Source organism: Amycolatopsis sp. MEPSY49 (assembly GCF_051337345.1).
Taxonomy (GTDB): Bacteria; Actinomycetota; Actinomycetes; order Mycobacteriales; family Pseudonocardiaceae; genus Amycolatopsis.
The window spans coordinates 190,135-216,761 of sequence record NZ_JBDLYJ010000009.1; the positions used below are offsets into that span (position 1 = coordinate 190,135).

Below are 26,627 nucleotides of genomic sequence, written 5' to 3' on the forward strand. Positions count from 1 at the left end.
TTGTTGACCTCCGGGGATTCCCGCGTCAACCGGCGGATGGCGGAAAGTCGCTCAGTGGGCGGTTTTCAGGCCGATGACGACGACCCCGAGCGCGCCCGCGACCAGCAGCACGCCGGGCACGGCCGCTTCGAGGATCTGGCCACTGGCCCGCAGGAGCAGCCGGACGTCGGCGCGCTCGCCGTCGATGTCGTGACGAGCAGGGTGCTCAGGCACGTGATGCCGCCGTAGACCCGTTCCCGCAGCACCGCGGCCAGGTGCTCGGAACCGCGCGCGATCCGGGTCACGCTAGCCCCAGGTCAGGAAGCGGTAGTGCAGCCCGGTCGACGACTCCTGCCACTCCCCCGTCACGTCCGGAGCCCGACCCACCTCCGGCGCCCGCGTGTCGCCCTCGAACGTCTCCCGGATCTCCGTGACGACGATCCGGTCCGCGAACGGCAGCGCCGCCCGGTACACCGCCGCGCCGCCGATGATCCAGCCGTCGCCCTGCACCGCGTCCACCGCCGGCGCCAACGCCGGGAACGTCTCGACGCCCTCCTGCGGGGTGGCCGACAGCACCAGGTTGCGCCGGCCCGGCAACGGCCGGAACCGCGGCGGCAGCGACTCCCACGTGCGGCGTCCCATGAGGACGGTCGCGCCCGCCGTCAGCGTGCGGAAGTGCTTCAGGTCCTCCGGCAGGTGCCACGGCAGCGTGCCGTCGCGGCCGATGACGCCGTTCGCCGACTGCGCCCAGACCAGCCCGATCACACCGCCACCGGCGCCTTGATGCCCGGGTGCGGGTCGTAGCCGTCGAGCGCGATGTCGTCGTAGGTGTACTCGAAGAGGCTGCCCGCGTCCTTCAGGCTCAGCGTCGGGAACGGCCGCGCGTCCCGGGCGAGCTGCTTGCGGACCTGCTCCTCGTGGTTGTCGTAGATGTGGCAGTCGCCGCCGGTCCAGATGAAGTCGCCGACCCGGAGCCCGACCTGCTCGGCGATCATGTGCGTCAGGAGCGCGTAGCTGGCGATGTTGAACGGCACGCCGAGGAACAGGTCGGCGCTGCGCTGGTACAGCTGGCACGAGAGCTCGCCGTCGGCGACGTAGAACTGGAAGAACGCGTGGCACGGCGGCAGCGCCATCTGCGGGATCTCGCCGACGTTCCACGCCGACACGATGATCCGCCGCGAGTCCGGGTTCTCGCGCAGCGTGCGCAGGACTTCGGCGATCTGGTCGACGTGCCCGCCGTCCGGGGTCGGCCACGACCGCCACTGGACGCCGTAGACCGGGCCGAGGTCGCCGTCCGGCGCGGCCCACTCGTCCCAGATCGTGACGCCGTTGTCCTGCAGCCACCGGACGTTGCCGTCACCGCGCAGGAACCACAGCAGCTCGTAGGCGACCGAGCGGAAGTGGACCTTCTTCGTCGTGATCAACGGGAAGCCGTCGGCCAGGCGGTAGCGCAGCTGGTGCCCGAAGATCGACCGCGTGCCGGTGCCGGTGCGGTCCGCCTTGCGGGCGCCGGTGTCGAGAACGTGGCGGAGCAGGTCTTCGTACTGCGTGTCGGGCATGCCCGCGAGCCTAGACGAGCCGCTCCAGATAGGCCCGGAGCATGGCCTTCAGCTGGTCGAGCAGCGCGGCGGCGCCGTCGGGGTCGGCCCGGAAGGCCTCCTGGATCACGGCGTCGGCGGCGAGGAACGCGGTGCGGCACGCCGTCGCGGCCGCTTCGTCGTCGCGGAGCCGGCCTTGGGCGACGAGCACGCGGTGCACGCCGGCGGCCATCACGCGCTTGTGGGCGACGTCGGCTTCCCGCGTCGCCGCGGTGAGGCCGCGGCCCAGCCAGAGCGCGCGGAAGCCGGGTTCGGCGCGGTAGAGCGCGGCGAAGGCGTCGACCAGCAGGCCGACGGGATCGTCCCAGGTCTCCCGCGCGGCCTGGTCGGTGAAGGCCGTCATGAGGTCTTCGAGGCGGGCGAGGTAGCCGTCGGCCAGCGCTTCGGTGATGGCGTCGCGGTCGGGGAGGTACTGGTACAGCGTCCCGACCGAGACGCCGGCCGCGGCGGCGACCCGGGTCGTCGTCAGCGCCTCGACGCCCTCTTCGGCGAGCAACCGGTCCGCGGCCTCGAGCACCCGGGCCAGCTTCTCGCGGGCCCGGGCTTGGCGCGGTACTCGCCGCGGCATGCGCCTCCCCAAACCTGAACGTGACTTTGTTTCGGGTTTATCCTAGCCTCGGGACATGGCAGCGGGAAGTTCAGTGCTCGACGACGCCCGGCGGGCGGTGGCCAGGGCGAGCAACGGCCTCGCCGCGGAGGGCCTGCTTATCGGAACGGCGGGCAACGTGAGCGTCCGGGCCGGTGACCACGTGGCGGTGACCGCGACGGGCGTCGTGCTGGGCACGGCCGGGCCGTCGGACGTGACGGTCGTCGACCTCGACGGCACGGTCGTCGACGGCGAGCTGGCGCCGACCTCGGAACTGGAGCTGCACCTGGGGATCTACCGGCGCTTCGGCGCGGGTGCGGTGGTGCACACGCACTCCCCGCAGGCCACCGCGGTGTCGCTGGTGCTCGACGAACTGCCCTGCGTGCACTACCAGCAGCTCGCGCTGGGCGGCTCGGTCCGGGTCGCGCCGTTCGCGGTGTTCGGGTCGGCGGAGCTGGCCGCGGGCACCCTCGCGGCGCTCGAAGGCAAGGCGGCGGCGCTGCTGGCCAACCACGGCGCGATCGTCCACGGCCCGACCCTGGAAGCGGCGATGGACCACGCACTGCTGCTGGAGTGGGCGTGCGGCCTGTACGTCCGGGCGGCGACGCTCGGCGTGCCACGGGCCCTGGACGACGTGCAGCAGGAAGCCGTCGTGACCGCGGCGGTCCAGCGCGGCTACGGCCGCCCACGGCCGGTGGAGGACCGGTGACGCAGACCGTCGTGACACTCGGGGCGCACGTGTTCGACGTGCAGGTCCGGCCGGTGTCGGCGATCCCGGAGGGCCAGGGCGCGGCGCTGGTGGAGCAGATCCGCTTCGGCCCGGCGGGGACGGCAGCGGGCACGGCGGTGACGCTGGCGAAGCTCGGCGCCGGCGTCCGGACGGCGGGCGCGGTGGGCGCCGACCCGATCGGCGACCTGCTGCTGACGATGCTCGCTCAGTACGGCATCGACACGTCGCTGGTGCTGCGGCGGACGGGGGCGCAGACGTCGGCGTCGGTGCTCCCGATCCGTCCCGACGGCAGCCGGCCGGCGTTCCACGTGCCGGGCGCGAACCTGGGTTTCGAGCCCGCGGAGGTTCCTTTCGAGGCGATTGCTTCCGCGACGCACCTGCACCTGGGTGGGCCGGAGCTGATGGGCGGGGTGGCGGCTGCCTCGCTGCTGGGGCCGGCTCGGTCCGCGGACGTGGTGACGTCTGCGGACCTGCTGGCGCCCGGCGATCCGGGGGTGCTCGCCTGGCTCGACCCGGCGTTGTCCTTTGTGGACTACCTGCTGCCGAACGAAGAGCAGGTCCTCGGCTTGACGAGCGCGGCCTCACTGGAGGACGGCGCGCACGCGCTGCTGGAGCGCGGGGTCGGGTGCGTGGCGGTCACCCGCGGTGCGCGCGGGGCGCTGGTGGTGACGCCGGAGTCGACACTGGCGGTGCCGGCGTTCGCGGTCCCGGTGGTGGACACGACGGGCTGCGGCGACGCGTTTTCGGCGGGGTTCCTGCGAGGGGTGGGCCTCGGCCGGTCGTTGCGCGAGGCGGCGGTGCTCGGCTGCGCGGCGGCGGGGCTGGTGGCCCAGGGGCTGGGCAGCGACCACGGCGAGTTCGACCTGGCGGCGGCAGACGCCTTCGCGGCGGCGACACCGGTGCTCCCGCTCGACTGACCCGGAGTTCGCCGGCGGCGCGCCCTGACTCCGCCGGCCGTCCGGCCCTGGCTTTCGGGCGGCCTGAGCCGGACTTCGCTGACATCTTGCCCCTCCGCAGGCAGCCGAGCCTGAACCCCGCCTGCGGCCGGCCCAACCTGCTCCGCCGGCCGCCCGATCTCCCCCGATCACCGCCGGCGGGCCGGCGCGCGCGGCGACCCACTGACCCCAGCGCCCCAAGGCGGCCTTGGTTGCGTCTGCCGCACCTGAGGCGGCCTTGGTTGCGTCTCACGCACCGAAGGCCACATTGGGGCGCCCGACCGCACCGAGTGCATCTTTCCCGCATCACCGCCCCTTGACTTGACGAATTCCTGCATTCAAGATGCCTCCTGTGCAGAACGAAGCCAAGACCTCCGAGCTGGACCGCCGCATCGTCGCAGCCCTGCAGCTCAACGGCCGGGCGTCCTGGGGTGCCGTCGCCCGGCACGTCGGGGCCAGCGAGTCCACCGTGCTCCGGCGGGCCGAGAAGCTCACCGAAAGCGGCCGGCTGCGGGTCATCGGCGTCGTCGACATCCTGCGCTGCGGTCTCGGCGTCCCCGTCATCGCCCGGCTCAACTGCCGGCCCGGCGCCGCCGCCACCGTCGCCGAGGCCCTGGCCGCCCGGCCCGATGTGCGGTACGCCAGCGTGCTCGCCGGGAGCGCCGACTGCTCCGCCGAGTTCGTCCTCCCCTCCTACGCCGACATCGCCGGCCTGCAGGAGAACGGCTTCCCCGCGGCCGAAGCCATCCGGGACGCCGAGACCTTCGCCGTCATGCGGACCTTCACCTCCAACCACGACTGGGACTCCGGCGAGCTGAGCCCCGATGCCGCGAAAGACCTGCGCGGCGGCGAGGTCCGGCCGTTCGAAGAACAGCACTGGGAACGCCCGCCCGAGCAGCTCGACGAACTCGACCTCGCCCTCTGCGCCGCCCTCGGCGAGGACGGCCGGCTGCCGTTCAAGGAAGTGTCCAAACTGGTCGGCACCAGCGAGTCCACTGTGGCCCGCCGGGTCGATTCGCTCGTCAAACGCGGCTGCCTGCGCTTCCGGACGCTCGCCGAGCCCGCCATGTTCGGCTACGCCCTCGAATTCATGCTCTGGCTCTCCGTCGTCCCCGGCGAGCTCGACCGCGCCGGGCAGCAGCTCGCCGCCCACCCCGGCACGAAGTACCTCTCCGCCACCACCGGGCGGTTCAACCTCGTCGGCCAGATCGTCCTGCGCCACTACGGCGAGCTCTACCGCCACACCACCGACGTCGTCGGCGCGCTGCCCGGGCTCCGGGAGGCCGACGTGACCCTGCAGGTTTCGACGCTCAAGCGCGCGTGGGCCCCGACGCCCGCCGCCAGCTTGGAGGACGCATGACCGGACAACCCTGGCAGTGGGACGAAAAGACGTGGCGCGGGCACGTCGAGCACGTGCGCGCGGGGCGGCCGCTGCGCCCGGCCGCGTGGCCCGGCGGCGCGAAGGTCGCCGTCGCGCTGTCCTTCGACTCCGACCACGAGACGCCCGCCCTGCGCGACGGCGACGTCCTGCCCGGCAAGCTGGCGCAGGGCGAATACGGCGCCCGCGTCGGCGTACCGCGCATCCTCAAACTGCTGCGCAAGTACAACGCACCCGCGTCCTTCTTCATGCCCGCCGTGTCGGCGCTGCTCCACGAAGGCGAAGTGAAGTCCTATGTGGACGCCGGGCACGAAGTGGCGCTGCACGGCTGGATCCACGAGCGCAACACCGCGCTCACCGAGACCGAGGAACGCGACCTCGCCTTCCGCGCCGCCGACGTCCTGGAGGGCCTCGCCGGTACCCGGCCGGTCGGGATCCGGACGCCGTCCTGGGACTTCTCGGCCGCCACCCTCGCCATCACGCGGGAGCTGGGCCTGACCTACGACTCCTCGCTGATGGCCGACGACGACTGCTACGAGCTCCTCGAGCACGGCGAGCCGACCGGGGTCGTCGAGCTGCCGGTGGAGTGGATCCGCGACGACGCGCCGTACTTCATGATGGACCGGTTCGCGTCGCTGCGGCCCTACACCCCGCCGCGCGGCGTGCTCTCCATCTGGCGCGACGAGTTCGACGCGGCCTACGCCGACGGCGGCATCTTCCAGCTCACCATGCACCCGCACATCATCGGTCACCGCTCGCGCCTGGCGATCCTGGCGGAGCTCCTCGACCACATCGCCGGCCACGACGGCGTCTGGTTCGCCACGCACGCGCAGATCGTCGACCACGTCCGCCAGGAGCTGTCATGACCACTGTGGACACCGTCGTCAGCCACCGCTTGACGGCCCAGCAACGCAAGGCGATCGTCGCCGGCGCCGTCGGCAACACCGTCGAATGGGTCGACTGGGCCGTCTACGCGACGTTCGCCCCGGTCTTCGCCGGCCAGTTCTTCGCCGGTGGTAACGAAACCACCGCCCTGCTGTCCACTTTGGCCGTGTTCGCGGTCGGGTTCGTCATGCGGCCCATCGGCGGCGCGGTGCTCGGCGCCTACGCCGACCGACGCGGCCGTAAGAAGGGCTTGACGCTCACCATCTCGCTGATGGCCGGGGCGTCGATCGTCATCGCGCTGACTCCCACCTACGCCCAGATCGGCGTGCTCGCCCCGATCGTGCTGCTGCTGGCCCGGCTCGTGCAGGGCTTCTCGGCGGGCGGCGAATTCGGCTCGTCGTCGGCGTTCCTCATCGAGTCGGCCGCGCCGGGCCGCCGCGCGTTCGCCGGTTCGTGGCAGCAGGTGTCGGTCGGCCTCGGTTCGCTGCTGGCCGCGTTGATGGGCACGATCCTCAACTCGACGCTGTCCGACGCCGACCTGCGCGGCTGGGGCTGGCGGCTCGCGTTCGGCCTCGCCGGGCTGCTCGGCCTGGTCGGCCTGTGGCTGCGGGTCTCCGTCCACGAAACCGAAGCGTTCGGCAAGATCAGCGCGAAGCCGCGGCGCAACCCGCTGGTGGCGATGCTGCGCGACCACCCGAAAGCCGCGCTGCGCGTCGCCGGCGTGACGATCGCCGGGACGCTGATCTACTACGTGTGGGTGTCCTACATGCCGGCCTACGCCCACCTGGCCACCGGCATCCCGCTCAAGACCGCCCTACTGGCCAACACGCTGGCCATGGTCGTATTCATCGCGCTGCTGCCCTTCGGCGGCCTGCTGTCGGACCGGCTGGGGCGCAAGGCGACGATGACGATGTTCGCCGGCGGGTTCGTGGTGTTCGCCTGGCCCGCGTTCCACTTCCTCGGCAACAGCTTCTGGAGCGTCTTCGTCATCGAGCTGATCGGCCTGGTCCTGATCGTCGGGTACTCGGCGAACTGTGCGGTGATCATGGCCGAGCAGTTCCCGCCGGAGGTCCGCACCACCGGCATCGGCCTGCCCTACGCGCTCGCCGTGGCGATCTTCGGCGGCACCGCGCCGTACGTCACGACGTGGCTCAACGCCCACCACCTCGGGAACCTGGTGTGGGTCTACGTCGCCGTCGCCGCGCTCATCGGCGTCGCGGTCTACCTCACCATGCCGGAAACCAAGGGGAAGGAGCTGTAGTGCGGACCGTGCTCGTCACCGGGGCCGGCGGCGGCATCGGCGCCGCGATCGCGGCCCGGTTCGCCGAAGCGGGCGACCGGCTCGTCCTGAGCGACCTCCGTGCCGCGGAACTGTCCACAGTAGCCTCTCGGCTATCCGCAGACGTCGTCGAGTTGCCCGGCGATCTCGCCGACACCGACTACGTCGAGGGACTCGTCGAGCGGGCCGGCGCGGTCGACGTCCTCGTCAACGCGGCCGGGATCTACCCCGCCACTCCCCTGCTGGAGATGACCGCGGCGGTGTGGGACCGCGTGCAGGACGTCAATGTGCGGGCCGCGCTGCTCACGACCGTCGCTTTCGGACGCGCCCACGTCGGAGCCGGCACGACCGGCGCCGTCGTCAACATCTCCTCCGGTGCGGCCACCCGGGCGCGTCCCGGCGCCGCGCACTACGCGACGTCGAAGGCCGCCCTGGAGATGGTCACCAAGGCCTGCGCGGTCGAGCTGGGTCCGCACGGCATCCGCGTGAACGCGGTGAGCCCGGGCTTCGTCACCGTCGACAGCGACGCCAACCCGGTCACCGAGGCGTACGCGGCCGCGGTGTCGGTCAACCCGCTCGGGCGACGCGGCGAGCCGCGCGAGATCGCCGACGCCGTGTACTGGCTCGCCGGCCCGGAAGCCGCGTGGATCACCGGCGCCGTCCTGCGCGTCGACGGCGGTTCGACGGCGGGGGCGGCCGGCCTGCCGCTGCACTGGGACGGCGAGACGGCCGTCCAGCGAGGAAAGGAAGCGCATGTCTGACCGGCGCTCGTACACCGTGGTCGGCGGCGGCGCGATCGGCGGGACGCTCGCGTTCCACCTCGCCCGCGCCGGCCACGCGGTGTCCATTGTGGATTCCGACCCGGCCCACGTGGCCGCGATCGCGGTCCGCGGTCTCACCCTGCGCCGCCCCGACGGCGACGAAACCGTGGCGTTGCCGGCTTTCCTGCCGGAGGACGCCCCGCCGACGTTCGGCCGGGTGCTGCTGGCGGTCAAGGCCCAGGCCACCGAGACCGTGCTGCCGTGGCTGACACCGCGCCTGGCGGCCGAGGGGTTCGTCGTATCGCTGCAGAACGGGCTCAACGAGGGCCTGATCGCCGCCCACATCGGTCCGGAAAGGACGGTCGGCGCGTTCGTGAACCTCTTCGCCGACGTCGTCGAGCCCGGTGTCGTGCGGGACGGCGGCCTCGGCGCGCTGGTCGTCGGCGAGCCGGACGGCCGGATCAGCGACCGGGTCGAGGAGGTCGTCGCGGACCTGCAGGCCTGGGGTCCGGCGAAGGCGACCGCCAACGTCGAGGGCTATCTGTGGGCGAAGCTCGGCTTCGGCGCGATGCTCACCACGACGGCGCTGGCCGACGCGCCGATGGCCGACCTCATCGACCGGCACCGTCCCCTCATGCACGCCCTCACCGCCGAGGTCCTCGAAGCGGCCGGCGACCGGGTCCTGGAACCGTTCGACCAGTTCGACCCGGCCGCCTACCTGCCCGGCGCGCCCGGCCGCGAGGCGGCGACCGACCGGCTGGTCGCGTGGCTGCGGACCCAGCCGAAGGACCGCAGCGGCATCTGGCGCGACATCGCCGTCCGGCACCGCCCGATCGAAGTGCACCACCACTACGCGCCGGTGCTCGCCGCGGCGGAGGTCCCGCTGCTGCGGGCGATGCTGACCCGGCTGCGCGACGTCGAGACCGGCGCCGCCACGATGTCCGAAGACCACCTCGTCGAATTGGAGCGAGCGCTGTGATCCGCGAACTGCACGAATGGGTGCGCGCGCACCGCGACGCCCTGCTCACCGACGTCGCCGCCTACGTCTCCATCGAGACACCGAGCGACGACAAGGCGGCGCTGGCCGCAGGACTGTCCTGGGTGGACAGGTGGCTGCGCGAACGCCTCGGCGAACCCGACCACGTCCGGGACATCGACGGCGGGCGGTACGGCGACATCAAGGTCTACGACTTCCCCGGCGCCGGTGAACCGGTGCTCCTGCTGTGCCACTACGACACGGTGTGGCCACTGGGCACGCTGGCGAGCTGGCCGTTCACCGTGGACGGTGACCGCGCGACCGGGCCCGGGATCTTCGACATGAAGTCCGGTCTGGTGCACGCCGTGTGGGCACTGCGCGCGCTCGACGCGGCGGGGCTGCCCCGCCCGGCCGTGCGACTGGTCCTCAACGGCGACGAGGAGATCGGCAGCCCGGCGTCCCGCCCGGTGATCGAGGAGGCCGCCGCGGGCACCCGCGCGACGCTGGTGTTCGAGGCCAGCGCCGACGGTGCGGTGAAGACCGCGCGCAAGGGCGTCGGCCTGTTCCAGGTGCACACGACCGGTGTCGAGGCGCACGCCGGGCTGGACCCGGCGAAGGGCGCGAGCGCGGTCGACGAGCTGGCCCGGGCGGTGCTCGCGCTGCACGGGCTGTCCGATGTGGACGCGGGCACGACGGTGAACGTCGGCGTGATCACCGGTGGCACCCGGCAGAACGTGATCGCGGGCGCGGCGTCGGGCGAGATCGACGTCCGCGTGTCCAGCGCGGCCGAGGCGGCCCGCATCGACGCGGGCCTCGCGGCGCTGAAGGCGCACGACCCGCGCGCGACGGTCGAGGTGACCGGCGGCTGGAACCGGCCGGTGATGGAACGGTCGGACGCCATCGCGCGGCTGTACGAACTGGCCCGCGAGGAGGCCGCGGACCTGGGCGTCACGCTGCGGGAGTGTTCGGTCGGCGGCGCGAGCGACGGCAACTTCGTGGCGGCGCTGGGCCACCCCGTCCTGGACGGCTTCGGCGCGGTCGGCGACGGCGCCCACGCGCGCCACGAGCACATCAGCGTCGAGGGGATGATGGAACGCACCGCGCTGGCGGCCGCCGTCCTGCACCGGCTGGCCGGCTAGCGGCCGACCGAACGGAGTGACCATGGAAACCCGGCTCGACGAACGATTCAGCGACCCCGGCACCGAAGCCACCGGCTGGGCCGAAACCGTGCAAGCGCTGGAAAACGCCCAGATCAGCTGGCTCACGACGGTGCGCGCCGACGGCCGGCCGCACGTGACCCCGCTGGTCGCGGTGTGGCTCGACGGCGTCCTGTACTTCTCGACCGGCGAGACCGAGCAGAAGTACCTCAACCTGACCGCGAACCCGAACGTCGTGCTGACCACGGGCCGCGACTCCTGGGACGACGCCCTCGACGTCGTGGTCGAAGGCGAAGCCCGGCGCGTCACGGACCGGGCGACGCTGGAACGGCTCGCCGAGGCGTGGCTGGCCAAGTGGGACGGCAGCTGGGTCTACGAGGCGACGGACGATGGGTTCCGGCAGGGCACCCACGACGATGTGGCGGTGTTCGCGGTCGAGCCGGCGAAGGTGCTGGCCTTTGGCCGGAAGCGCTCGAGGACGGCCGATTCGATGCTGTCCACTGTGGAGTTCACCCACACCAGCCACCGGCCCTGAGTCAGGCGCGGCGGAGCAGTCCGCGCCGCCGGGTGCGCAACCGCCCGGCGACCGCGTCCTCCAGCAGGGCCCCGACCGTCTCGCGGGCACACGCCTTGTTCGCGCCGATGCCACCCGACGGGCCACGCTTGATCCACCCGGCCACGTAGATCCCGGGCGAGACCCGGCCCGACTCGTTCGGGACCGTGCCGGTGGCCTCGTCGAACGGCAGACCGGCCACGGGCGCGCCGCGGAACCCGGCCGCCCGGACGACCCGGCCCGCGAGGATCTCGACGTCACCGGTCACCCGGACCCCGCGGACCTCCGTGTCGCCGGTGAACTCCAGCGGGGCCGAGTGGAAGCGCAGGACGACCCGGCGCCCGCCGTCCGGGGGCGGCGACGACCAGTCCACCGCCTCGCGCGGCAGGCCCCGCAGCAACGCGGCTTTGCCGTCCCCGGCGTCGATCGCCGCGGCGACGCGCGGGTCGTGCCCGTCCACAACGAGGTCGCCTCGGGCCGCCAGCGCCACCAGTTCCGACCGCGTGTACGCGGCATCCGACGGGCCGCGCCGGGCCAGCAGCACGACTTCGCGCACCTTGCTCGCCCGCAGCCGGGCCAGCGCCGCCGGAGCGAGCGACGTGCCGGCCAGGGACTCCGGGTCGGCCGTCAGGATCCGGGCGATGTCGAGGGCGACGTTGCCGGTGCCCACCACGACCACCCGCTCCGCCGAGAGGTCGACGGCGTCCGGCGCGATGTCCGGGTGGCCGTTGTACCAGTTCACGACCGTCGCCGCCGGGAGGCTGCCGGGCAGGTCCTCGCCGGGGACGCCGAGGCGGCGCGCGTCCGTGGCGCCGACCGCGTAGATCACCGCGTCGTGCCGTTCGGCGAGCTCGGGACCGGCCTCGGTGCCCAGGCGCAGCCGCAGGCGCGGGTGGTCGTGGAAGCGGGCGAACGTCTCGCCGATCTTCTTCGTCGACGGGTGGTCGGGCGCGACGCCGTAGCGGATCAAGCCGCCGGCCGTCGCCAGCCGGTCGATCAGGGTGACGCGGGAATTGGTGTGCAGCAACAGGTCTTCGACGGCGTACATGCCCGCCGGGCCGGTGCCGACGACCGCGACGTCCAGGGGCGCGAAGTCGCTCGGCAGGACCCGGGCGAACGCCGGCGGGGACCAGCGGTGGAAGTTCGGGGCGACGGTCGCCTCGGCGAGGACGTCCCGGCCCGCGTAGAACTCCGCGTTGATCTCCTCGTACACCTTCAGCGGGCCGGTGAGGTCGCCGGCCGGGAAGATCGCGTCGACCGGGCAGGCGTCGGCGCAGGCGCCGCAGTCGATGCAGGTCGCCGGGTCGACGTAGAGCATGTCGGTCGTCCCGAAGTCCGGCTCGTCCGGCGTCGGGTGGATGCAGTTGACCGGGCAGACCGACACGCAGGACGCGTCGGCGCAGCAGGTCTGGGTGATCGCGAACGCCATGTCAGATCAGGTTGGCACGCTTGTAGAACCACAGCGACGGCTTGGTGAGCAGCCCGGCGGAGTGCAGGAACTCCATCAGGCCGGAGCAGCTCGAGCGCAGCATCGACTTGTGGTGCTCGTTGGCCTTGGCCTCGCGCCGCGCGCGCTTGCCGTCGAGCCCGGCGTTTTCGTAGACCTTGGCGTTCCACATGCTGCCGACGATGACGTAGGACGCGATCGCGACGACCAGCGCGTTGATCTGCCGCCGCACCCAGCCGGCGCCCTCGAGCCGCTGGCGGGTCTCCTCGCGCGCGAACTTCATGTGGCGCGACTCTTCGACGACGTGGATGTTGTTGATGGTCCGGACGAACGGGACGACGCGCTCGTCGCGCATCCAGTCGCGCTGCATCACGTCGAGGACCTCTTCGGCCACGAGGATCGCCGCGTAGGCCGCCTCGCCGGTCGCGGTCGCCTTGAAGATCCGGCCGGCCTCGACGACGAATCGGCGCGGCCGGTAGGCGGGCGCGCGCAGCTTGGCGGCGCCGCGGGCGAACATGATCGAGTGCCGGCACTCGTCGGCGATCTCGGTCAGCGCCCACTGGAACGCGGGGTCGGTCGGGTCCTTGGCGTAGAAGTCCCGCAGGATCATCTGCTGCAGGATCATCTCGAACCAGATCCCGGTGCTGGCCACCGACGCCGCCTCCTGGCGGGTCAGCTCACGCTGCTGCTCCGGGGTCATGTCGGCCCAGTAGGACGTGCCGTAGAGCGTGCTCCACTCGGGGCTCGCGCCGTGGAAGTCCGTGTCCAGCGGCGTCTCCCAATCGACCTCCTTGACGGGGTCGTAGGACAGCTGCTCCGACGAGTCCAGCAGCCGGCGCGCGGTCGTCTCGCGGTCCGAAGACACCACAGTTTCCGCTTCGCGTTCGCTGATGCTGGTCATCGCCGACCTCCTTGTCAGGTGTTACCCGAGTTCACTGTTACCAACCGTAACACATATCTGTTCGGGTGCACATCCGTCGACTCAACCGCCGCGGTACGCGCTGGGCGGGACGCCGAGCAGGCCGTGGAACATCGTCGTGAACGCCCCGGGCCCCGCGTAGCCGAGCGCGGCCGCGACTTCCGCCACCGGGGTGCCCACGGCCAGCAGCGGCAACGCGTGCAGCACGCAGGTCCGGCGCCGCCACAGCGCGAGCGCGAGGCCCGTCTCGGCGCCGGGTCGGCGGGCAGCGGGAGGTCGAGCGGCAGCGGGGTGGCCCGGCGCAGTTCGTGCAGGGCCGGCTGCAGCACCGCCGCGTCCCGCCCGCGCACGGCGTACCGCGGCTCGACGTCGACGGCTTCGCGCAGCAGCGGCGATGCCCCGGCAGCGGGTCGGGAACCACGGGACGGCCCGCGGTTCGAGTGGGAAACCGCGCGTGTGCACGCCGTCCGTCCGCACCCCGGCGGAGATCAGGACAGCGCGCTCCGGCGGGACCGTCCAGGCGCCGCCGACCGTGTCGACGCGCATCGATCCGGTGTCGCCGTACAGGACCTCGGCGTGGCGGTGCGGTGCTCGGCGAGGATGTGCCCGGGCTGGTAGCCGGTGCCGATGGCCACGACTTCGCGGCCGAGCCGGTCGACGGGGACGGTGCGCACCCGGCGAGCCCACCTGCTCGAACCAGCAGGTGAGTGGCCGATCGCGAATGCCCACCACCGGTCGCGCGGTCGCGTCGAGCCCACACCTTCATCGTCCTTTCGGACTCGAGATCCGCTCTGGCGCGACGACCGCGCTCTTCGGCTTCGGGGGCGGATTCCTGACCGTTCCGGTGATTTACGCCGTGACAGTGGCGATGCACGTCGTGGTCGGGACGTCCGCGGTGATGCTGGTCAACTCGCTCATCGCGATGGTCACCGTGGCAGGGGCCGGCCGCACCGCGAGTACGCCTGGCCGCTGGGCGGGTTCGTCGCCTTCGGCGCACTGGCCGCTCCCGGGATCGCGGACGGGCTGCTGCACGCGTCGGTCGCTGCCTGCCTCGCGCGAGCATCGTGGACAGCGTGCTGCGGCCGAGGGTTCCGCGGCGGCCGCTCGGCTTCGGCACGGCGTCCGCCGGCGGCGCCGGGATCGGTGCGGTGGCCGCGTTCCTCGGGGTCGGCGGCAGCGTGCTGACCGTGCCGCTGCTGCGCCGCCGCGGCCTGCCGATGAGTGACGCGACCGCGCCGGCCAACCCGCTGAGCCTGCCGGTCGCGGCGGTGGCGACGGCCGTCTACCTGGCCGCCCCCGGCCCGCCGGCCGTCGACCCGGCGGCGGCGGGCCTGCTGCTCGCGGGGTCCCTGCCGGCGATCGCGGTGCTGCGCCGGTGGGCGCCCGCCATCCCGGACCGCGCCCACGCCGTCGCGTACCTGGCCCTGCTCGGTGCGGCGCTCGCGACGGTCCTGTGGTGAGCCACCCGACGGCGTGCACCGGCTCGCGAGCCGCCACAGCTTCGGTGTACATTCGTTCACTCAATCGCGTCGAACGGCAGGGAACCGGTGCACCCACGAAGCGACATCCCCACCGGGCCGTTCGGCTCCGGCCTGCTCGGCCCCCTCGACCAGGACGTCACCGTATTGCGCCGGCGCGTCCAGCGCCTGCTGACCGCCACCCTGATCGCCACGAACGTCATCGGCGCGCTGGTCGTCGTCGGGCTCGCCGCGCTGCTCATGCCGTCCCCCGGCATGTCCGGCGACCTCGTGCGGGTCACCGCGTTCGCGGTGCCGGCGTACGTCGTCGCGGCCGTCGTCGTCGGGACGCTCTGGGGCACGCGGGGCGCGCTGCGGACGCTGCACTGGGCGGCCGAGGGCCGGCCGCCGACCGAGGCCGAACGCGTCGCCAGCCTGCGCGTCCCCCTGCGCCTGACGCTCATGCAGGCCGTCCTGTGGGGCGTCGCGACCGTGGTGTTCGCGGCGCAGGCCGTGCTCATGCAGCCCGCGGTCGCGCTGACCGTGTTCCTCGTCGTCGCGTTCGCGAGCGTCGTGGTGTGCGCGATCGCGTACCTCTTCGGCGAGTTCGCCCTGCGGCCCTACGCCGCGCGGGCGCTGGCCGGGACCGCGCCGCCGCGGCCGCTCAGCGGCGGGGTCAACCTGCGGATGCTGCTGTTCTGGTGCCTGGGCACCGGGGTGCCGGTCGCCGGGCTGGTGGTGACGGCGGTGCTGGCCTGGGTGCGCGGCGACGTCTCGACGACGAAGCTCGCGGTGTCGGTGATCGCGCTCGGGCTGGTCGTGCTCTGCTTCGGCCTGCTGGTCACCGTGTTCACCGCCCGCGCGGTCGTCAACCCGATCACGTCGGTGCGGGACGCGCTGGGCCGCGTCCGGGCCGGCGAGTTCGACGTCGCCATCCCGGTCTACGACGGCACCGAGCTGGGCCTGCTGCAGGCGGGGTTCAACGACATGGCGGCCGGGCTGGCCGAGCGGGAACGGATGCGCGACCTGTTCGGCCGGCACGTCGGCCACGAGGTCGCCGTCGAAGCCATGCGGACGTCGGCGGAGCTCGGCGGGTCGGTGCGCACGGTGTCGGTGCTGTTCGTCGACCTGGTCGGCTCGACGGCGCTGGCCGCGAGCCGCCCGCCCGAGGAGGTCGTCGGCCTGCTCAACCGGTTCTTCGCGGTGGTGGTCGACGAGGTCGACCGGCACCACGGGCTGATCAACAAGTTCGTCGGCGACGCGGCGCTGGCGGTCTTCGGGGCACCCGCCGCGCTCGAGGACCACGCGACGTGCGCGCTGGCCGCCGGGCGCGCGATCGCCCGGCGGCTCGCTCTGGAAGTCCCGGACGGCCCGGCCGGCATCGGCGTGGCGACCGGCGACGCGGTGGCGGGCAACGTCGGCGACCCGCGCCGGTTCGAGTACACGGTGATCGGCGACCCGGTCAACGAGGCCGCCCGGCTGACCGAACTGGCGAAGAACGCACCGGGCCGCCTCCTCGCGTCGTGGACGGCGGTCGAGGCGGCGGCGGTGGAGGAAGCCGAGCGGTGGACGGCCACCGAGGACGTCACCCTCCGCGGGCGCAGCCGCCCGACGACGCTGGCCTCGCCGCGCTAGCGCCGCGGGTCGCAAGTCGTTCGCGGCGACGCACTGAACGACTCGTTCACCTCGTCCGACGACAGGGTTCCGGCAGAGTCAGGTCAGCGCGGCCGATCCGGTCGCCCGCACGTCATGAACGGGTCGTTCACCTCGTCAGACGACATGAACGACCCTTTCATGACATCGCCGCGACGCCGGGCAGACCGCGCGGCCACGACTTTGCCGGAACCCTGTCGTCCGACGACCTGAACGAGTCGTTCATGTCGTCCGGCCAGCCGTCAGCAGGGTCAGCGCCGCGGGTCGACGTGGACCTTCGGGGCCGCGAACCGCTCGCCGGCCAGTACCGCGGCGACCCGGTCCAGCCCGACGGTCGCCCCGACCAGCGGGCGCGGGTCGACCGTCCCGGCGGCGTAGGCGGCGATCGTGTCGGCCAGCCCCGGTGACGCGGACAGGACACCGACCGCCGTGACGTCCTTCAGCACCAGCGCGCGGCTGTCGAGCGTACTGGGCCGGCCGGACAGTCCGATGTAGACGACCCGGCCGGCCGGCTCCACCAGCTCCAGGGCCAGCGCGGGCGAATCGGGCGCGCCGGTGGCGTCGACGACCGCGTCGAAAGGCAGGTCCGGGAGCGTTTCGCGAGTCCGGACGTGCTCGCTTTCGACCAGGCCCAGGACGTGCACCTCGGCGCCGGCGGCACGCAGGAACATCGCGGTGAGCAGGCCGATCGTCCCCGGGCCCAGCACCAAAGCCCGGTCGCCGGGTCCGACGCCGGCGGCCCGCGCGGCCCGCAAGGCGTTGCCGCCGGGTTCGACCAAGGCGCCCAGCACGGCGTCGACCTCGTCGGGCAGGGCGTGCAGCGACCACGCGGGGACGGCGAGCTTTTCGGCCAGCGCCCCGGCCCGGCCGCCGCGGATCCCGACTTCCTGCCGGTTCTCGCAGGTGTGCTGGTGGCCCTTCCGGCAGCGGCGGCACGTCCGGTCGCCGAGCATGGTGTCCCCCATGACCCGCCGTCCGAGCCACGCGGGGTCGACGCCGGCGCCCACCGCGGAAACCGTGCCGCACCACTCGTGCCCGAGCCGCATCGGGTAGGCGGCGTGGCCCTGGTGCAGGTAGGTCATCTCGCCGGTGAAGAACTCGACGTCGGTGCCGCAGACGCCGGCCCGTTCGACGTCGACGACGACCTCCCCGGGGACAGCCTCCGGGACGGGCACCTCCTGGACGGCCCCTTCGCGCGGGCCGGTGAGCACGAAGGCCCGCATGGTCGACGACATGGCTGCATGCTCGCATCCGCCTCCGCGATCACTTTCGGGCGGCTCGGTTGTCCGACTAGGCGAGAGAGAGGAAGAACCATGATCTTGCTGACAGGGGCGACCGGGCTGACCGGATCCGCGGTGCTGCGCGCGTGCCTGGCCGACGGGCTGCCGGTCCGCGCACTGGTCCGTGACCGCGCGAAGGCCGCCCGCTTCCCGGACGGCGTCGACGTCGTGCCCGGCGACCTGCTCGACCCGCCCGCGAGCGCGTTCGACGGCGTCGACCGGGCCTTGCTGATCTCCTCCGCCGACGAACGGCTCATCGAGACGCAGCAGGCGTTCGTCGACGCCGCGAAGCGCGCCGGTGTCGGGCACGTCGTCAAGATGTCCGGGCGGGGGTGCCGGAGCGGGTCGGGGTTCCGGTTCGCGCGGATGCACGCCGAGGTCGAGCGGTACCTCGCCGGTTCCGGGCTCGCCTGGTCGGTCCTGCGGCCGAGCCAGTTCATGCCGGTGTACTTGCGCGAGGTGCCGTCGATCCGCCGCGACGGCGTGCTGGCCCTGCCGATGGGGGACGCGAGACTCGCGCCGGTGGACGTCGATGACATCGCGCGCGTCGCCGTCGCCCTGCTGCGCGGCGAAGGCGAGGACGGCGGGCGGTACGAGCTGACCGGGCCCGAAGCGCTGACGATGACCGAGGTCGCCGAGCGGATCGCCGTGGTCGCCGGCCGGCCGGTCCGCTACGTCGACACCGACGCGGCAGCCAAGCGGGCGGCGCTGCTCGCCGCCGGGATCCCAGCGTTCTTCGCCGACGCGATGGACGAGCTGTTCGCCGAGCGGCGGACGGGCGCCGAGGAATCCCGGGTGGACCTGAGCACGCACGAGCGGTTCGGCGTCCGGCCGACGACCTTCGCCGAGTTCGCCGGGCGGCACGCGGCGGTGTTCCGTGGCGAGGCGTCGCCGACGCACCTGTGGGCGTCGGGTTGGCAAGACGCCCGGTAGTTACCGAACACTTGCCATTTTATTGACAAGTGTCCATTATCGAAGCCATGCGCGCCGACTGGACGACCGAAGCACCCGTCAAGGACCGACGGGTGCGGCGGTCGCGCGCCGCGCTCATGGGCGCCGCCGTCGGGCTCGTGTCCGAACGGGACTCCACCGCCGTCTCCGTCTCCGAAATCGCCGAGGCGGCGGACGTCAGCCGCCAGGTGCTCTACCAGCAGTTCGGCGACCGCGACGCGCTCCTCCTGGAGGCCGCGCTCGACCTCGTCCGCCGGGAACTCCTGGCCGACCCGCCCGGCGACGAACGCGCGGCGCTCCTGGCCCTCGCCGAGCACTTCGCCGCCCACCGGCGCTTCTACCGCGCGCTGCTGACCGGGACGTCCGCGTTCGCGTTCACCGAGGCGCTCACCGGCCTGTTCCTCCCGCTCAACCGCCGCCACCTCGGCCAGGCGCTCGGCGACCGGCTCGGCGACCGGGAGGTCGAGGACCTGGCCACGTTCCTGACCGGCGGGGCGGGCGCGGTCGTCAACGCCTGGGTCGTCGGCGGGCCGGACCCGCTCGACGCGAACGCATTCACCGACCGGCTGCTGCGGATCCGGTCGGTCGTCACCGCGACGATCACGAAGGAGGCCGACCGGTGATCAGCCGTGTCCTCGAACGCCTGCTGGAGCTGCCCGCCCCGGCGACCCGGCACCTGGTCGTCCAGCGCGACCTGCGCGTCCCGATGCCCGACGGCGCCGAGCTGCTCGCCGACCGGTGGGCGCCCCGCACGGGCGGCGACGGCCTGCCGACCGCGCTGGTGCGCAGTCCCTACGGGCGGAAAGGCCCGTTCGGCGCGCTGTTCGCCCGGCCGCTGGCCGAACGCGGCTTCCAGGTGCTGATCCAGAGCACCCGCGGCGGCTTCGGCTCCGGCGGCGTCTTCGACCCGCTGCGGCAGGAACGCGAAGACGGCCTCGCGACGCTCGACTGGGTCGTCCGGCAGCCGTGGTTCGGCGACGCGATGGTGCTCGTCGGCGCGAGCTACCTCGGCTACGTCCAGTGGGCGGTCGCCGACCGCCTGCCGCCGCAGGTGAAGGCGATGGTTCCGCAAGTCACCGAATCGGGGTTGACGCTGGAGTTCCTGCGGGAGGACGGCCTTTCGCTGGAGACGCCGTTCGGCTGGGGCGTCCAGGTCGCCGTCCAGGAGCGCCGGTTCGCGCTGCTGCGCCAACGCGGCCAGGCGAAGAAGCTGGAGCGGGCGCTGGCCACGCTGCCGCTCGCGCAGGCGGACGTCGTCGCCATCGGCCACCGCTCGGACTACATCCAGGACGTCCTGGCGCATCCCGAAACCCACCCGAGGTGGGCGGCGGCCGACCACCGGGCGCGCGTCGCGGACGTCACCGTGCCGGTGAGCGCGATCGGCGGCTGGTACGACATCTTCCTGCCCGGCCAGCTGCGCGACTTCCGGACGCTGCAGGACGCGGGACGGCGGCCCCGGCTGACGGTCGGGCCCTGGACCCACGCCGGCCGGCCCGACCTGCTCGCCGGCACGGGCGCGACGCTCCGGGAGACGCTCGGCTTCGGGCTCGCGCACGCCCGCGGCGAGGAGCCGCCGGAGCGCGCGCCGGTCCGGTTGTTCGTCATGGGCGAGGAAGCCTGGCGCGACTTCGCTTCCTGGCCGCCGGAAGGCTATGCGCCGCAACGGTTCCACCTCCACGGCGGCGGATCGCTGTCGGTGGACGGGCCGGCGGAGTCGGAGCCCGGCCGCTACCGCTACGACCCGGCGGACCCGACGCCCGCGGCCGGCGGCGTGCGCATGGCCCCGGACGCCGGCCGGGTCGACAACGCGGCGCTGGAGGCCCGCGCCGACGTCCTCACCTACACCACGGCCGTGCTCGACGAAGACGTCGAAGTCGTCGGGGACGTCAGCGCGGAGATCTGGTTCCGCAGCAGCCTGCCCTTCGCCGACGTCTTCGTCCGGCTCTGCGACGTCGACCCCGGCGGCCGGTCGACCAACGTCTGCGACGGCTTGACGAGCTTGCGGAACGCGGATGAACCGGCCGCGGTCAGCGTGCGGATGTGGCCGACGGCGCACCGCTTCCGGCGCGGGCACCGCATCCGGGTCCAGGTGTCCAGCGGCGCGTTCCCCCGCTACGCCCGCAATCCCGGCACCGGCGAACCGCACGCCACCGCGACCACTTTGCGAGCCGCGGACCAGGAAGTCCACCACGATCCGGCGCACCCGTCGGCGATCGTGCTCCCGGTCCGGACGTAAGCTGCTGGAAAAGAACTTTCCGGCAGTCGACCCGGGTTTCTGTAACGAATTCCGCGGCGGCACGACTAACGCGGTGCTCCGATTCGCCGGGGAGGCACCGTGGACGTCAAGACGGACCAGCAGTCCGAACAGGAACGCGCCGCCGCCACGCGCGCCGCGGAACGGGCCGGGCAGCGGCGGGCGAAGATCGCCTTGCTGCGCAAGCCCGGCGGCATCGCCGAAGCCGACGAACCCAGCCGCGTCGCGACCCGGATCGACCGGCTCGGCCGCTACTACCCCGATGTCCGGCCGGTGAACCCGGCGGCGATCGCGGCCGGCGACCCGGCGGCGATGACCGCAGCCGGCGCGATCCTCGAACGGATCGTGCTCACCGACGACCTCCTGGGCGTGGGCTACCTCGAAGGCGGCGTCACGGCTTCGGCCGCCGTCGGCCGGGTCGACATCCGCGACGAGCGCGGCCGGTTGACCGGCTACGGCACCGGATCGCTGGTGTCGCCGGAGCTCCTGCTCACCAACCACCACGTGCTGCCCGACGCCGCGACGGCCGGGTTCAGCGTCGTCGAATTCGACTACCAGGACGGCGTCGACGGCCTGCCCCGGCCGGTGCGCGCGTTCGGGCTCGAACCGGACCGCTTCTTCGTCGCCGACGAAGACCTCGACTTCGCGCTCGTGGCGGTCAAGGCGACCGCGGCCGACCTGCGCCCGTTCGGGTTCAACCGGCTGATCGGCAGCGAGGGCAAGGCGATCGTCGGCGACTTCGTCACCATCATCCAGCACCCGCGCGGCGGCAAGAAGCAGATCGCGCTGCGGGAAAACCGGATCGTCGACGTCCTCGACAAGTTCCTGCACTACGAAACCGACACCGAACCCGGCTCGTCGGGCTCGCCGGTGTTCAACGACCAGTGGGAGGTCGTGGCCCTGCACCACGCCAGCGTCCCGGCCGAGGGACACGCGGAGTACGGCGGGTTCCTGAACGAGGGGATCCGGGTCAGCCGGCTGCTGGCATTCCTGCGCGCACAACGGTTTTCGCCCGATCGGCAGGCGCTGCTCGACCGGCTCGCCACCCGGCCCGAGCGCGCCCGGCCGCTCGCCGACGGCGGTCCGCGGGTGCTCACCCTGACGACGCCGGTCGACATCCGGCTGCGCGCCGAACCGGCCGCGACGGCCGAGGCCGGGCGGATCGACCCCGACTACTCGAACCGCGAAGGCTACGACCCGGGCTTCCTGCCCCGGCACACCGTGCCGTTGCCCACCCTGCCCGACGCACTCGTCCCGCTGGCCGCGGAAAACCGCCAGGCGACGAGCGAACCGAGGTACGTCCTGCCGTACCACCACTTCAGCGTCGTCATGAACAAGGTGCGGCGCTTGGCGTTCTTCACGGCCGTCAACATCGACGGCCGCACCAGCCAGGCGCTGCGCCGCGAGGCCGACCACTGGTCGCTGGACCCCCGGGTCGACGTCGGAGAGCAGGTCGGCGAGGAGATCTACACGGCCAACCCGCTCGACCGCGGGCACCTGGTCCGCCGCCTCGACCCGGCGTGGGGCGCGCTCGCCCAGCTCGGCAACGACGACACGTTCCACTTCACCAACTGCTCGCCGCAGCACAAGGATTTCAACCAGAACAAGACGACGTGGGCCGGGCTCGAGGACTACGTGCTGAACAACGCGGAGAACTCCGCGCTGAAGGTCAGCGTGGTGACCGGCCCGGTGCTCGCCGAGGACGACGACCGCTACCGCGGGGTGCGGTTGCCGCGTCAGTTCTGGAAGGTCGTCGCGATGGTGAAGGCCGACGGGACGCTGTCGGCCACGGCGTACCTGCTGAGCCAGGAGGAGCTGATCCGCGGCCTGGAGGTCGCGGGCGAGTTCAGCTACGGGGCCTACCGCACGTACCAGGTTCCGGTGCGGCGCATCGAGTCGCTCACCGGGCTGTCGTTCGGCGCGCTGCCGGACGCGGATCCGTTGGAGCGCCTGGAATCGACCGGCTCGGTGCGGGAGGTCGGCGGCCCGGGCGACCTGGTGCTATGACCACGGCGTGACCGGCCGCGGCAGCCGTTCGCCGTCGAGGACGACGTCGACGCGCTCGGTCAGGAAGGCGATGAGCCCGGCGATGTCCCGGGCGTCGGACAGCGGTTCGTCGTAGGTCCAGGCCAGATCGCGGTGCTCCCCCACCGACCAGTAGCGGGCGTGTCCTTTGTAGGCGCAGGTGGTGCGGGTGTCCGACGGCGTGAGCAGCTCCATCCGGACGTCTTCGCGCGGCAGGTAGTACCGGGTCGTGATGCCGGTTTCGAACAGCATGCGGGGCGCGGCCGAGTCGGCCACGACGACACCGTCGACTTCGACCCGCACCCGGCTGTCGCCGCGCCGGATGTCGATGCGCGAGAACGGGTCCCGCGGGTGGCCGACGATCGGTTCGGCCTCCTCGAGCCACTCGTCGAAGGCGGCGAAGTCGAGGATGACATGCTCGCCGAGGTCGGGGTCGTCGGGCCGGAAGCCCGCGCCCGGCAGGGTCACGCCGCCGGCGGCCAGGGTCAGCGGCTCGCCGGGGCAGGTGTGCACGGCGAACGCGGTGCGCGGGTCGAGCACCGGCGGGCCGCCTTCGGCCAGCCGGACCGGGTGTTCCGAGGCCGCCGCTTCGTCCGCCGGACTCAGCGTCGCGTGCAGGTCGGCCGGCGGAAAGGCGTACGACGGCACCACCCGCTTCGGTTCCCAGACCAGCACGGCCCGCCGCGAGCCGGCGAAGGTCTGTCCACTCGCGACGGCCCGCACCCGCTTGGCCACCGGTTCGTAGCGCAGCGCGGTCAGGTCCCCGGTGAACCGCGCGCCCATGCGTGTCGCCATGGATCCACGATCCGCGCCGGACCGCGCCGCCGTCAAGAACCGCCGGCCGGCCCCAGCCAGGTCGTCAGTGCCGCGCGCAGCTCCTCCACGGCAAGATCACCGACCGACGCCCACGCCAGGCAACCGTCCGGACGCACCAGGGCCGCCAGCCGCTCGTCGGGGAACGCCAGCGGCCGCGCCGTCACCACCCGGCACCGGCTCCCCCACTCCGCCGCCACCGGCGCCGCTCCCGTCCCCGTGTCCAGGAGCACCGCGCCGCCCGCACGGAACCGGGTCGCCAGCGTCGTCCCGTCGGCCAACGCGAGGTCCGGCACCCGGTGGCCGATCAGCGGGAAGTCGCCCGGGAGGTCGTAGTGCTGCCAGCCGCCGCCGATGCGGGACACCACGTGGGTCGCGCCGTCCGGGGTGTCGAGCAGGTCCGCCACCACCTCGCGCAACGCCTCCGCCCGCGGTCCGCGCGGTGTGCTCAGCGCCGTCTGCGCCATGCTCCAGCGCTGGACCCACGCGCCGATCGGGTGCCGTTCGCGCGTGTAGGTGTCCAGCAGGGACTCCGGGGCGAGCCCGCGCGCGACCAGGGCGAGCTTCCACCCCAGGTTGACCGCGTCGCCGAGGCCCAGGTTGAGGCCCTGCCCGCCCGCGGGCGAGTGCACGTGCGCGGCGTCGCCGCAGAGCAGGACGCGGCCGCGCCGGTAGGTCGTGGCCTGCCGGGTCGTGTCGGCGTACCGGGTGCCGACGTGCACGCGCGTGACCACCACGTCGGTGCCGCTGACCCGCCGCAGGCTGGCCTGCATCTCCGCCGCCGTCACCGGCTCGTCGCGGTCGGCGGTCACCTCGTACTCGACGGTGTGCACGCGTGGCGGTTCGTCACCGTCGCCCCAGCCGCCGACGACGTATGAGCCGTTTTCGCCGTGCTGCCAGTCGCCCGCGACGAGCTTCTCCGGCGCGTCGAGGTCCACCACCGCCTGCCGGCCGGTGAAGACGGGGTCCTCGCCCGGGAAGTCGAACCCGGCCAGCCGGCGCACGGTGCTGCGGCCGCCGTCCGCGCCCACCAGCCGGCCGGCCCGGACGGTCCCCTGTCCGGTGTGGACGGTCACGCCGTCGTCGTCCTCGTCGAACCCGGTCAGCGCGACGCCGCACCGCACCTCCACGTCCGCCCACGAGCGGAGGATCTCCTCCAGGCCGGCTTGGCTGATCACCCCGGCGCCGAGGAACTCCTCGCCCGGTCCGGGCGGGCGCAGCCGGTCGGCCCGGATGCCGATCCCCGCGAAGTGCCCGACGAAGAAGTCGCCCGGCGAATCTCCGGGGCCCGGCAGCATCCGCGGATCGACCCACATCGCGGCCGCCCGTTCGACGGCGGGCAGCAGGCCACGCAGGTGCAGCGCGTGCACCGAGGGCGTGTTCAGCGCCCTCGCCCCCATCGACCCGAAGCGCGCCCGCGGCGGCTCCGCCGCCCGCTCCAGCACCAGCACCCGGGCGCCGCCCAGCCTGAGTTCGCCCGCCAGCAGCAGGCCCACCGGGCCGCCACCGGCCACGACCACGTCGAAGTCCATCCTCGCCCCCAGAACCCGGAACAGTGTGCTCAGTAATAATCACGCTAGCGAACTGGGTACAGTGTTCGCAATAACGAAGGAGGTCCGCGGTGCCGGCGAACGACCAGCCACCGCTCTGGCTGCGTCCCGAGCAGGGCACGCGCGGCCCGAAGCCCGCGCACACCCGGCGCGACGTCGCCCTGGCCGCCATCCGGATCGCCGACGCGGAAGGCCTCGACGCCGTCTCGATGCGGCGCGTCGCGGCCGAACTCGGCGCCGGGACGACGTCGCTCTACCGGTACGTGTCCAAAAAGGACGAAGTGCTGGAGCTGATGGGCGACGAAGTGCTGGGCGAACTGCGCGACACCGCGCTACCCGCCGGCTGGCGAGAGGGCCTTCGCACGATCGCCCGTTCGCTACGGGACGTCTGCCTGCGGCACCCGTGGTTCGCGAACGTGGTGGCGGGCCGGGCGATCCACGGCCCGCACAGCCTCCGCTGGCGCGAGCGCACGCTCTCGGCGTTCGACGGCATGGACCTCGGCACCGACGAGATGCTCGCCGCGCTCGGCACGCTCTCGGCGTTCGTCCTGGGCCACGTGCTGGGCGAGCTGACCGACCGCGAGGCGGCGCGGCGGTCGGGCCTCAGCCACGACCAGTGGATGGAGCGGGAAGGCGAGTACGGCCCGATGATCATGGACAGCGGCGAGTACCCGCGGTTCACGCGGGTGATGATCGAGGCCGAGCTGCCGCACGCCGCCGACCGCCAGGAGCGGGGCTTCGAAGCGGGGCTGGACCGGGTGCTGGCCGGGATCGCCGCCCACCTGCCGGCGTAGTCAGGACCTTCCGGTGAGGACGTCTAACGCGTGGCGGCGGTGGACGGCGAACAGCGCGAGGGCGGTGTCGCGGTCGCCCGCCCGCAGCGCCTCGGCGAGCTGCCGGTGCTCCGCGGGGATGCCCGCGAGGTAGCCCTCGGACTCGACGCCGATCCGGGTCAGCAGGAACAGGTGGACCTGCGAGCGGATCGCTTCCCACGCTTCGCGCAGGCGGCGGTGGCCGGCGGCGGCGTAGACCGCGTCGTGGAAGTCGAGGTCGCAGCGGACCATCTCGTGCTCGTCGGCCGCGCGGTCCATGCGTACGACGACGGCGTCGACCGCCGCCAGGTCGGCCCCGCGGTCGACCACCAGCGCGACGGCCAGCTGCTCCAGCGCCGCCCGCAGGCTGTCCAGCTCGGCGACGTCCACATCGGACAGTGCCGTCACCGTTGTCCCCCGGTGCCACTCGCCGCGGACGAGCCCCTCGCGTTCGAGCTTGAGCAGCGCCTCCCGCACCGGGCCGCGGCTGACGCCCAGCGCGTCCGCCAGCTCCACCTCGCGCAGCGAGCCGCCCGGCGGGTAGGTGCCGTCGAAGATCGCGTCACGGATGCGGTCGGCCACCTCGTCGGCGAGCCCGCGCCGGCGCGCGGGAGCCACTTGAGCACTCATGTCGTAATGTTAACATTCA

Annotated in this window: 29 protein-coding genes; 16 read left to right on the top strand and 13 right to left on the bottom strand. The window is 73.1% G+C overall.

All coding sequences use genetic code 11. The annotated features are described in order from the left end of the window. Positions 1–51 precede the first annotated feature (51 nt). The 4 genes from ABFJ78_RS34040 to ABFJ78_RS34055 form a co-directional block, all read right to left on the bottom strand. A complete protein-coding gene (locus ABFJ78_RS34040) occupies positions 52–213 on the bottom strand; it encodes a hypothetical protein (RefSeq protein WP_436391056.1) in 162 nt (53 codons plus the stop codon). 72 nt (positions 214–285) lie between these two features. Further along, positions 286–744: a dihydrofolate reductase gene (locus tag ABFJ78_RS34045; RefSeq protein ID WP_436391058.1), complete on the bottom strand. Its 459-nt coding sequence runs from the start codon at positions 742–744 to the stop codon at positions 286–288. After that, the gene (locus tag ABFJ78_RS34050) at positions 741–1,538 is read right to left on the bottom strand and encodes a thymidylate synthase (RefSeq protein ID WP_436391060.1); all 798 of its coding nucleotides are present in this window, start codon (positions 1,536–1,538) and stop codon (positions 741–743) included. Before ABFJ78_RS34050 ends, ABFJ78_RS34045 begins: the two co-directional genes overlap by 4 nt. Before the next feature lie 10 nt (positions 1,539–1,548). Continuing rightward, the gene (locus tag ABFJ78_RS34055; RefSeq protein ID WP_436391062.1) at positions 1,549–2,145 is read right to left on the bottom strand and encodes a TetR/AcrR family transcriptional regulator; all 597 of its coding nucleotides are present in this window, start codon (positions 2,143–2,145) and stop codon (positions 1,549–1,551) included. 55 nt (positions 2,146–2,200) lie between these two features. Here ABFJ78_RS34055 and ABFJ78_RS34060 point away from each other — a divergent pair, with 55 nt between their 5' ends. The 9 genes from ABFJ78_RS34060 to ABFJ78_RS34100 all read left to right on the top strand — a co-directional run bounded on the left by ABFJ78_RS34060 (position 2,201) and on the right by ABFJ78_RS34100 (position 10,799). Continuing rightward, a complete protein-coding gene (locus ABFJ78_RS34060) occupies positions 2,201–2,872 on the top strand; it encodes a class II aldolase/adducin family protein (RefSeq protein WP_436391064.1) in 672 nt (223 codons plus the stop codon). Continuing rightward, a complete protein-coding gene (locus ABFJ78_RS34065; protein ID WP_436391066.1) occupies positions 2,869–3,810 on the top strand; it encodes a carbohydrate kinase family protein in 942 nt (313 codons plus the stop codon). Before ABFJ78_RS34060 ends, ABFJ78_RS34065 begins: the two co-directional genes overlap by 4 nt. A 361-nt stretch (positions 3,811–4,171) precedes the next feature. Continuing rightward, on the top strand, positions 4,172–5,188 hold the full coding sequence (locus ABFJ78_RS34070; RefSeq protein ID WP_436391068.1) for an Lrp/AsnC family transcriptional regulator: 1,017 nt from the start codon (positions 4,172–4,174) through the stop codon (positions 5,186–5,188). After that, complete coding sequence (locus ABFJ78_RS34075; RefSeq protein ID WP_436391070.1) at positions 5,185–6,072, top strand: polysaccharide deacetylase family protein; 888 nt, start codon at positions 5,185–5,187, stop codon at positions 6,070–6,072. The genes ABFJ78_RS34070 and ABFJ78_RS34075 overlap by 4 nt, the downstream gene beginning before the upstream one ends. Next, complete coding sequence (locus ABFJ78_RS34080) at positions 6,069–7,352, top strand: MFS transporter (RefSeq protein ID WP_436391072.1); 1,284 nt, start codon at positions 6,069–6,071, stop codon at positions 7,350–7,352. The genes ABFJ78_RS34075 and ABFJ78_RS34080 overlap by 4 nt, the downstream gene beginning before the upstream one ends. Further along, positions 7,352–8,131, top strand: coding sequence for an SDR family NAD(P)-dependent oxidoreductase (locus ABFJ78_RS34085; RefSeq protein ID WP_436391074.1), 780 nt, complete (start codon positions 7,352–7,354; stop codon positions 8,129–8,131). Before ABFJ78_RS34080 ends, ABFJ78_RS34085 begins: the two co-directional genes overlap by 1 nt. Then, the gene (locus ABFJ78_RS34090; RefSeq protein ID WP_436391076.1) at positions 8,124–9,110 is read left to right on the top strand and encodes a ketopantoate reductase family protein; all 987 of its coding nucleotides are present in this window, start codon (positions 8,124–8,126) and stop codon (positions 9,108–9,110) included. Before ABFJ78_RS34085 ends, ABFJ78_RS34090 begins: the two co-directional genes overlap by 8 nt. Then, positions 9,107–10,246 carry a M20 family metallopeptidase gene (locus ABFJ78_RS34095; protein WP_436391078.1) on the top strand — a complete coding sequence of 380 codons (1,140 nt, stop codon included), beginning with the start codon at positions 9,107–9,109 and terminating at the stop codon, positions 10,244–10,246. Before ABFJ78_RS34090 ends, ABFJ78_RS34095 begins: the two co-directional genes overlap by 4 nt. A gap of 22 nt (positions 10,247–10,268) precedes the next feature. Then, positions 10,269–10,799: a pyridoxamine 5'-phosphate oxidase family protein gene (locus ABFJ78_RS34100; protein WP_436391080.1), complete on the top strand. Its 531-nt coding sequence runs from the start codon at positions 10,269–10,271 to the stop codon at positions 10,797–10,799. A gap of 1 nt (position 10,800) precedes the next feature. Here the strand turns inward: ABFJ78_RS34100 and ABFJ78_RS34105 are convergent, their stop codons facing one another. From ABFJ78_RS34105 to ABFJ78_RS34125, 5 genes are all read right to left on the bottom strand, one after another. After that, complete coding sequence (locus tag ABFJ78_RS34105; RefSeq protein WP_436391082.1) at positions 10,801–12,246, bottom strand: FAD-dependent oxidoreductase; 1,446 nt, start codon at positions 12,244–12,246, stop codon at positions 10,801–10,803. 1 nt (position 12,247) lies between these two features. Further along, positions 12,248–13,165, bottom strand: a complete 918-nt coding sequence (locus ABFJ78_RS34110; RefSeq protein ID WP_436391084.1) for an AurF N-oxygenase family protein — start codon at positions 13,163–13,165, stop codon at positions 12,248–12,250. Between the two features lie 81 nt (positions 13,166–13,246). After that, positions 13,247–13,390, bottom strand: a complete 144-nt coding sequence (locus ABFJ78_RS34115; RefSeq protein WP_436391086.1) for a helix-turn-helix domain-containing protein — start codon at positions 13,388–13,390, stop codon at positions 13,247–13,249. A gap of 281 nt (positions 13,391–13,671) precedes the next feature. Beyond that, on the bottom strand, positions 13,672–13,857 hold the full coding sequence (locus ABFJ78_RS34120) for a hypothetical protein (RefSeq protein WP_436391088.1): 186 nt from the start codon (positions 13,855–13,857) through the stop codon (positions 13,672–13,674). Positions 13,858–14,032: 175 nt separating this feature from the next. After that, positions 14,033–14,215: a hypothetical protein gene (locus ABFJ78_RS34125; protein WP_436391090.1), complete on the bottom strand. Its 183-nt coding sequence runs from the start codon at positions 14,213–14,215 to the stop codon at positions 14,033–14,035. A 41-nt stretch (positions 14,216–14,256) separates the two neighbouring features. On the opposite strand from ABFJ78_RS34125, the gene ABFJ78_RS34130 reads away from it, so the two are divergent. Continuing rightward, positions 14,257–14,643, top strand: coding sequence for a TSUP family transporter (locus ABFJ78_RS34130; protein WP_436391092.1), 387 nt, complete (start codon positions 14,257–14,259; stop codon positions 14,641–14,643). Between the two features lie 87 nt (positions 14,644–14,730). Then, the gene (locus ABFJ78_RS34135; RefSeq protein ID WP_436391094.1) at positions 14,731–16,275 is read left to right on the top strand and encodes an adenylate/guanylate cyclase domain-containing protein; all 1,545 of its coding nucleotides are present in this window, start codon (positions 14,731–14,733) and stop codon (positions 16,273–16,275) included. A 269-nt stretch (positions 16,276–16,544) separates the two neighbouring features. On the opposite strand, the gene ABFJ78_RS34140 is transcribed toward ABFJ78_RS34135, so the two are convergent. Beyond that, on the bottom strand, positions 16,545–17,528 hold the full coding sequence (locus tag ABFJ78_RS34140) for a zinc-dependent alcohol dehydrogenase (protein ID WP_436391096.1): 984 nt from the start codon (positions 17,526–17,528) through the stop codon (positions 16,545–16,547). A gap of 78 nt (positions 17,529–17,606) precedes the next feature. Here ABFJ78_RS34140 and ABFJ78_RS34145 point away from each other — a divergent pair, with 78 nt between their 5' ends. The 4 genes from ABFJ78_RS34145 (at position 17,607) to ABFJ78_RS34160 (ending at position 22,785) form a co-directional block, all read left to right on the top strand. Next, a complete protein-coding gene (locus ABFJ78_RS34145) occupies positions 17,607–18,506 on the top strand; it encodes an SDR family oxidoreductase (RefSeq protein WP_436391098.1) in 900 nt (299 codons plus the stop codon). A 47-nt stretch (positions 18,507–18,553) separates the two neighbouring features. After that, positions 18,554–19,147: a TetR/AcrR family transcriptional regulator gene (locus ABFJ78_RS34150; protein WP_436391479.1), complete on the top strand. Its 594-nt coding sequence runs from the start codon at positions 18,554–18,556 to the stop codon at positions 19,145–19,147. Next, positions 19,144–20,760, top strand: coding sequence for a CocE/NonD family hydrolase (locus tag ABFJ78_RS34155; protein ID WP_436391100.1), 1,617 nt, complete (start codon positions 19,144–19,146; stop codon positions 20,758–20,760). Before ABFJ78_RS34150 ends, ABFJ78_RS34155 begins: the two co-directional genes overlap by 4 nt. Before the next feature lie 99 nt (positions 20,761–20,859). After that, positions 20,860–22,785, top strand: a complete 1,926-nt coding sequence (locus ABFJ78_RS34160) for a DNA/RNA non-specific endonuclease (protein WP_436391102.1) — start codon at positions 20,860–20,862, stop codon at positions 22,783–22,785. Here ABFJ78_RS34160 and ABFJ78_RS34165 read toward each other — a convergent pair. Continuing rightward, a complete protein-coding gene (locus ABFJ78_RS34165) occupies positions 22,780–23,598 on the bottom strand; it encodes a DUF427 domain-containing protein (RefSeq protein ID WP_436391104.1) in 819 nt (272 codons plus the stop codon). The genes ABFJ78_RS34160 and ABFJ78_RS34165 overlap by 6 nt on opposite strands. Before the next feature lie 32 nt (positions 23,599–23,630). Beyond that, positions 23,631–25,148, bottom strand: coding sequence for an FAD-dependent monooxygenase (locus ABFJ78_RS34170; RefSeq protein WP_436391106.1), 1,518 nt, complete (start codon positions 25,146–25,148; stop codon positions 23,631–23,633). Positions 25,149–25,237: 89 nt separating this feature from the next. Between ABFJ78_RS34170 and ABFJ78_RS34175 the strand changes: the two genes are divergently transcribed. Next, on the top strand, positions 25,238–25,960 hold the full coding sequence (locus ABFJ78_RS34175) for a TetR/AcrR family transcriptional regulator (protein WP_436391108.1): 723 nt from the start codon (positions 25,238–25,240) through the stop codon (positions 25,958–25,960). Here the strand turns inward: ABFJ78_RS34175 and ABFJ78_RS34180 are convergent, their stop codons facing one another. Further along, the gene (locus ABFJ78_RS34180) at positions 25,961–26,608 is read right to left on the bottom strand and encodes a GntR family transcriptional regulator (RefSeq protein ID WP_436391110.1); all 648 of its coding nucleotides are present in this window, start codon (positions 26,606–26,608) and stop codon (positions 25,961–25,963) included. It lies immediately after the preceding gene. Between the last annotated feature and the right edge of the window lie 19 nt (positions 26,609–26,627).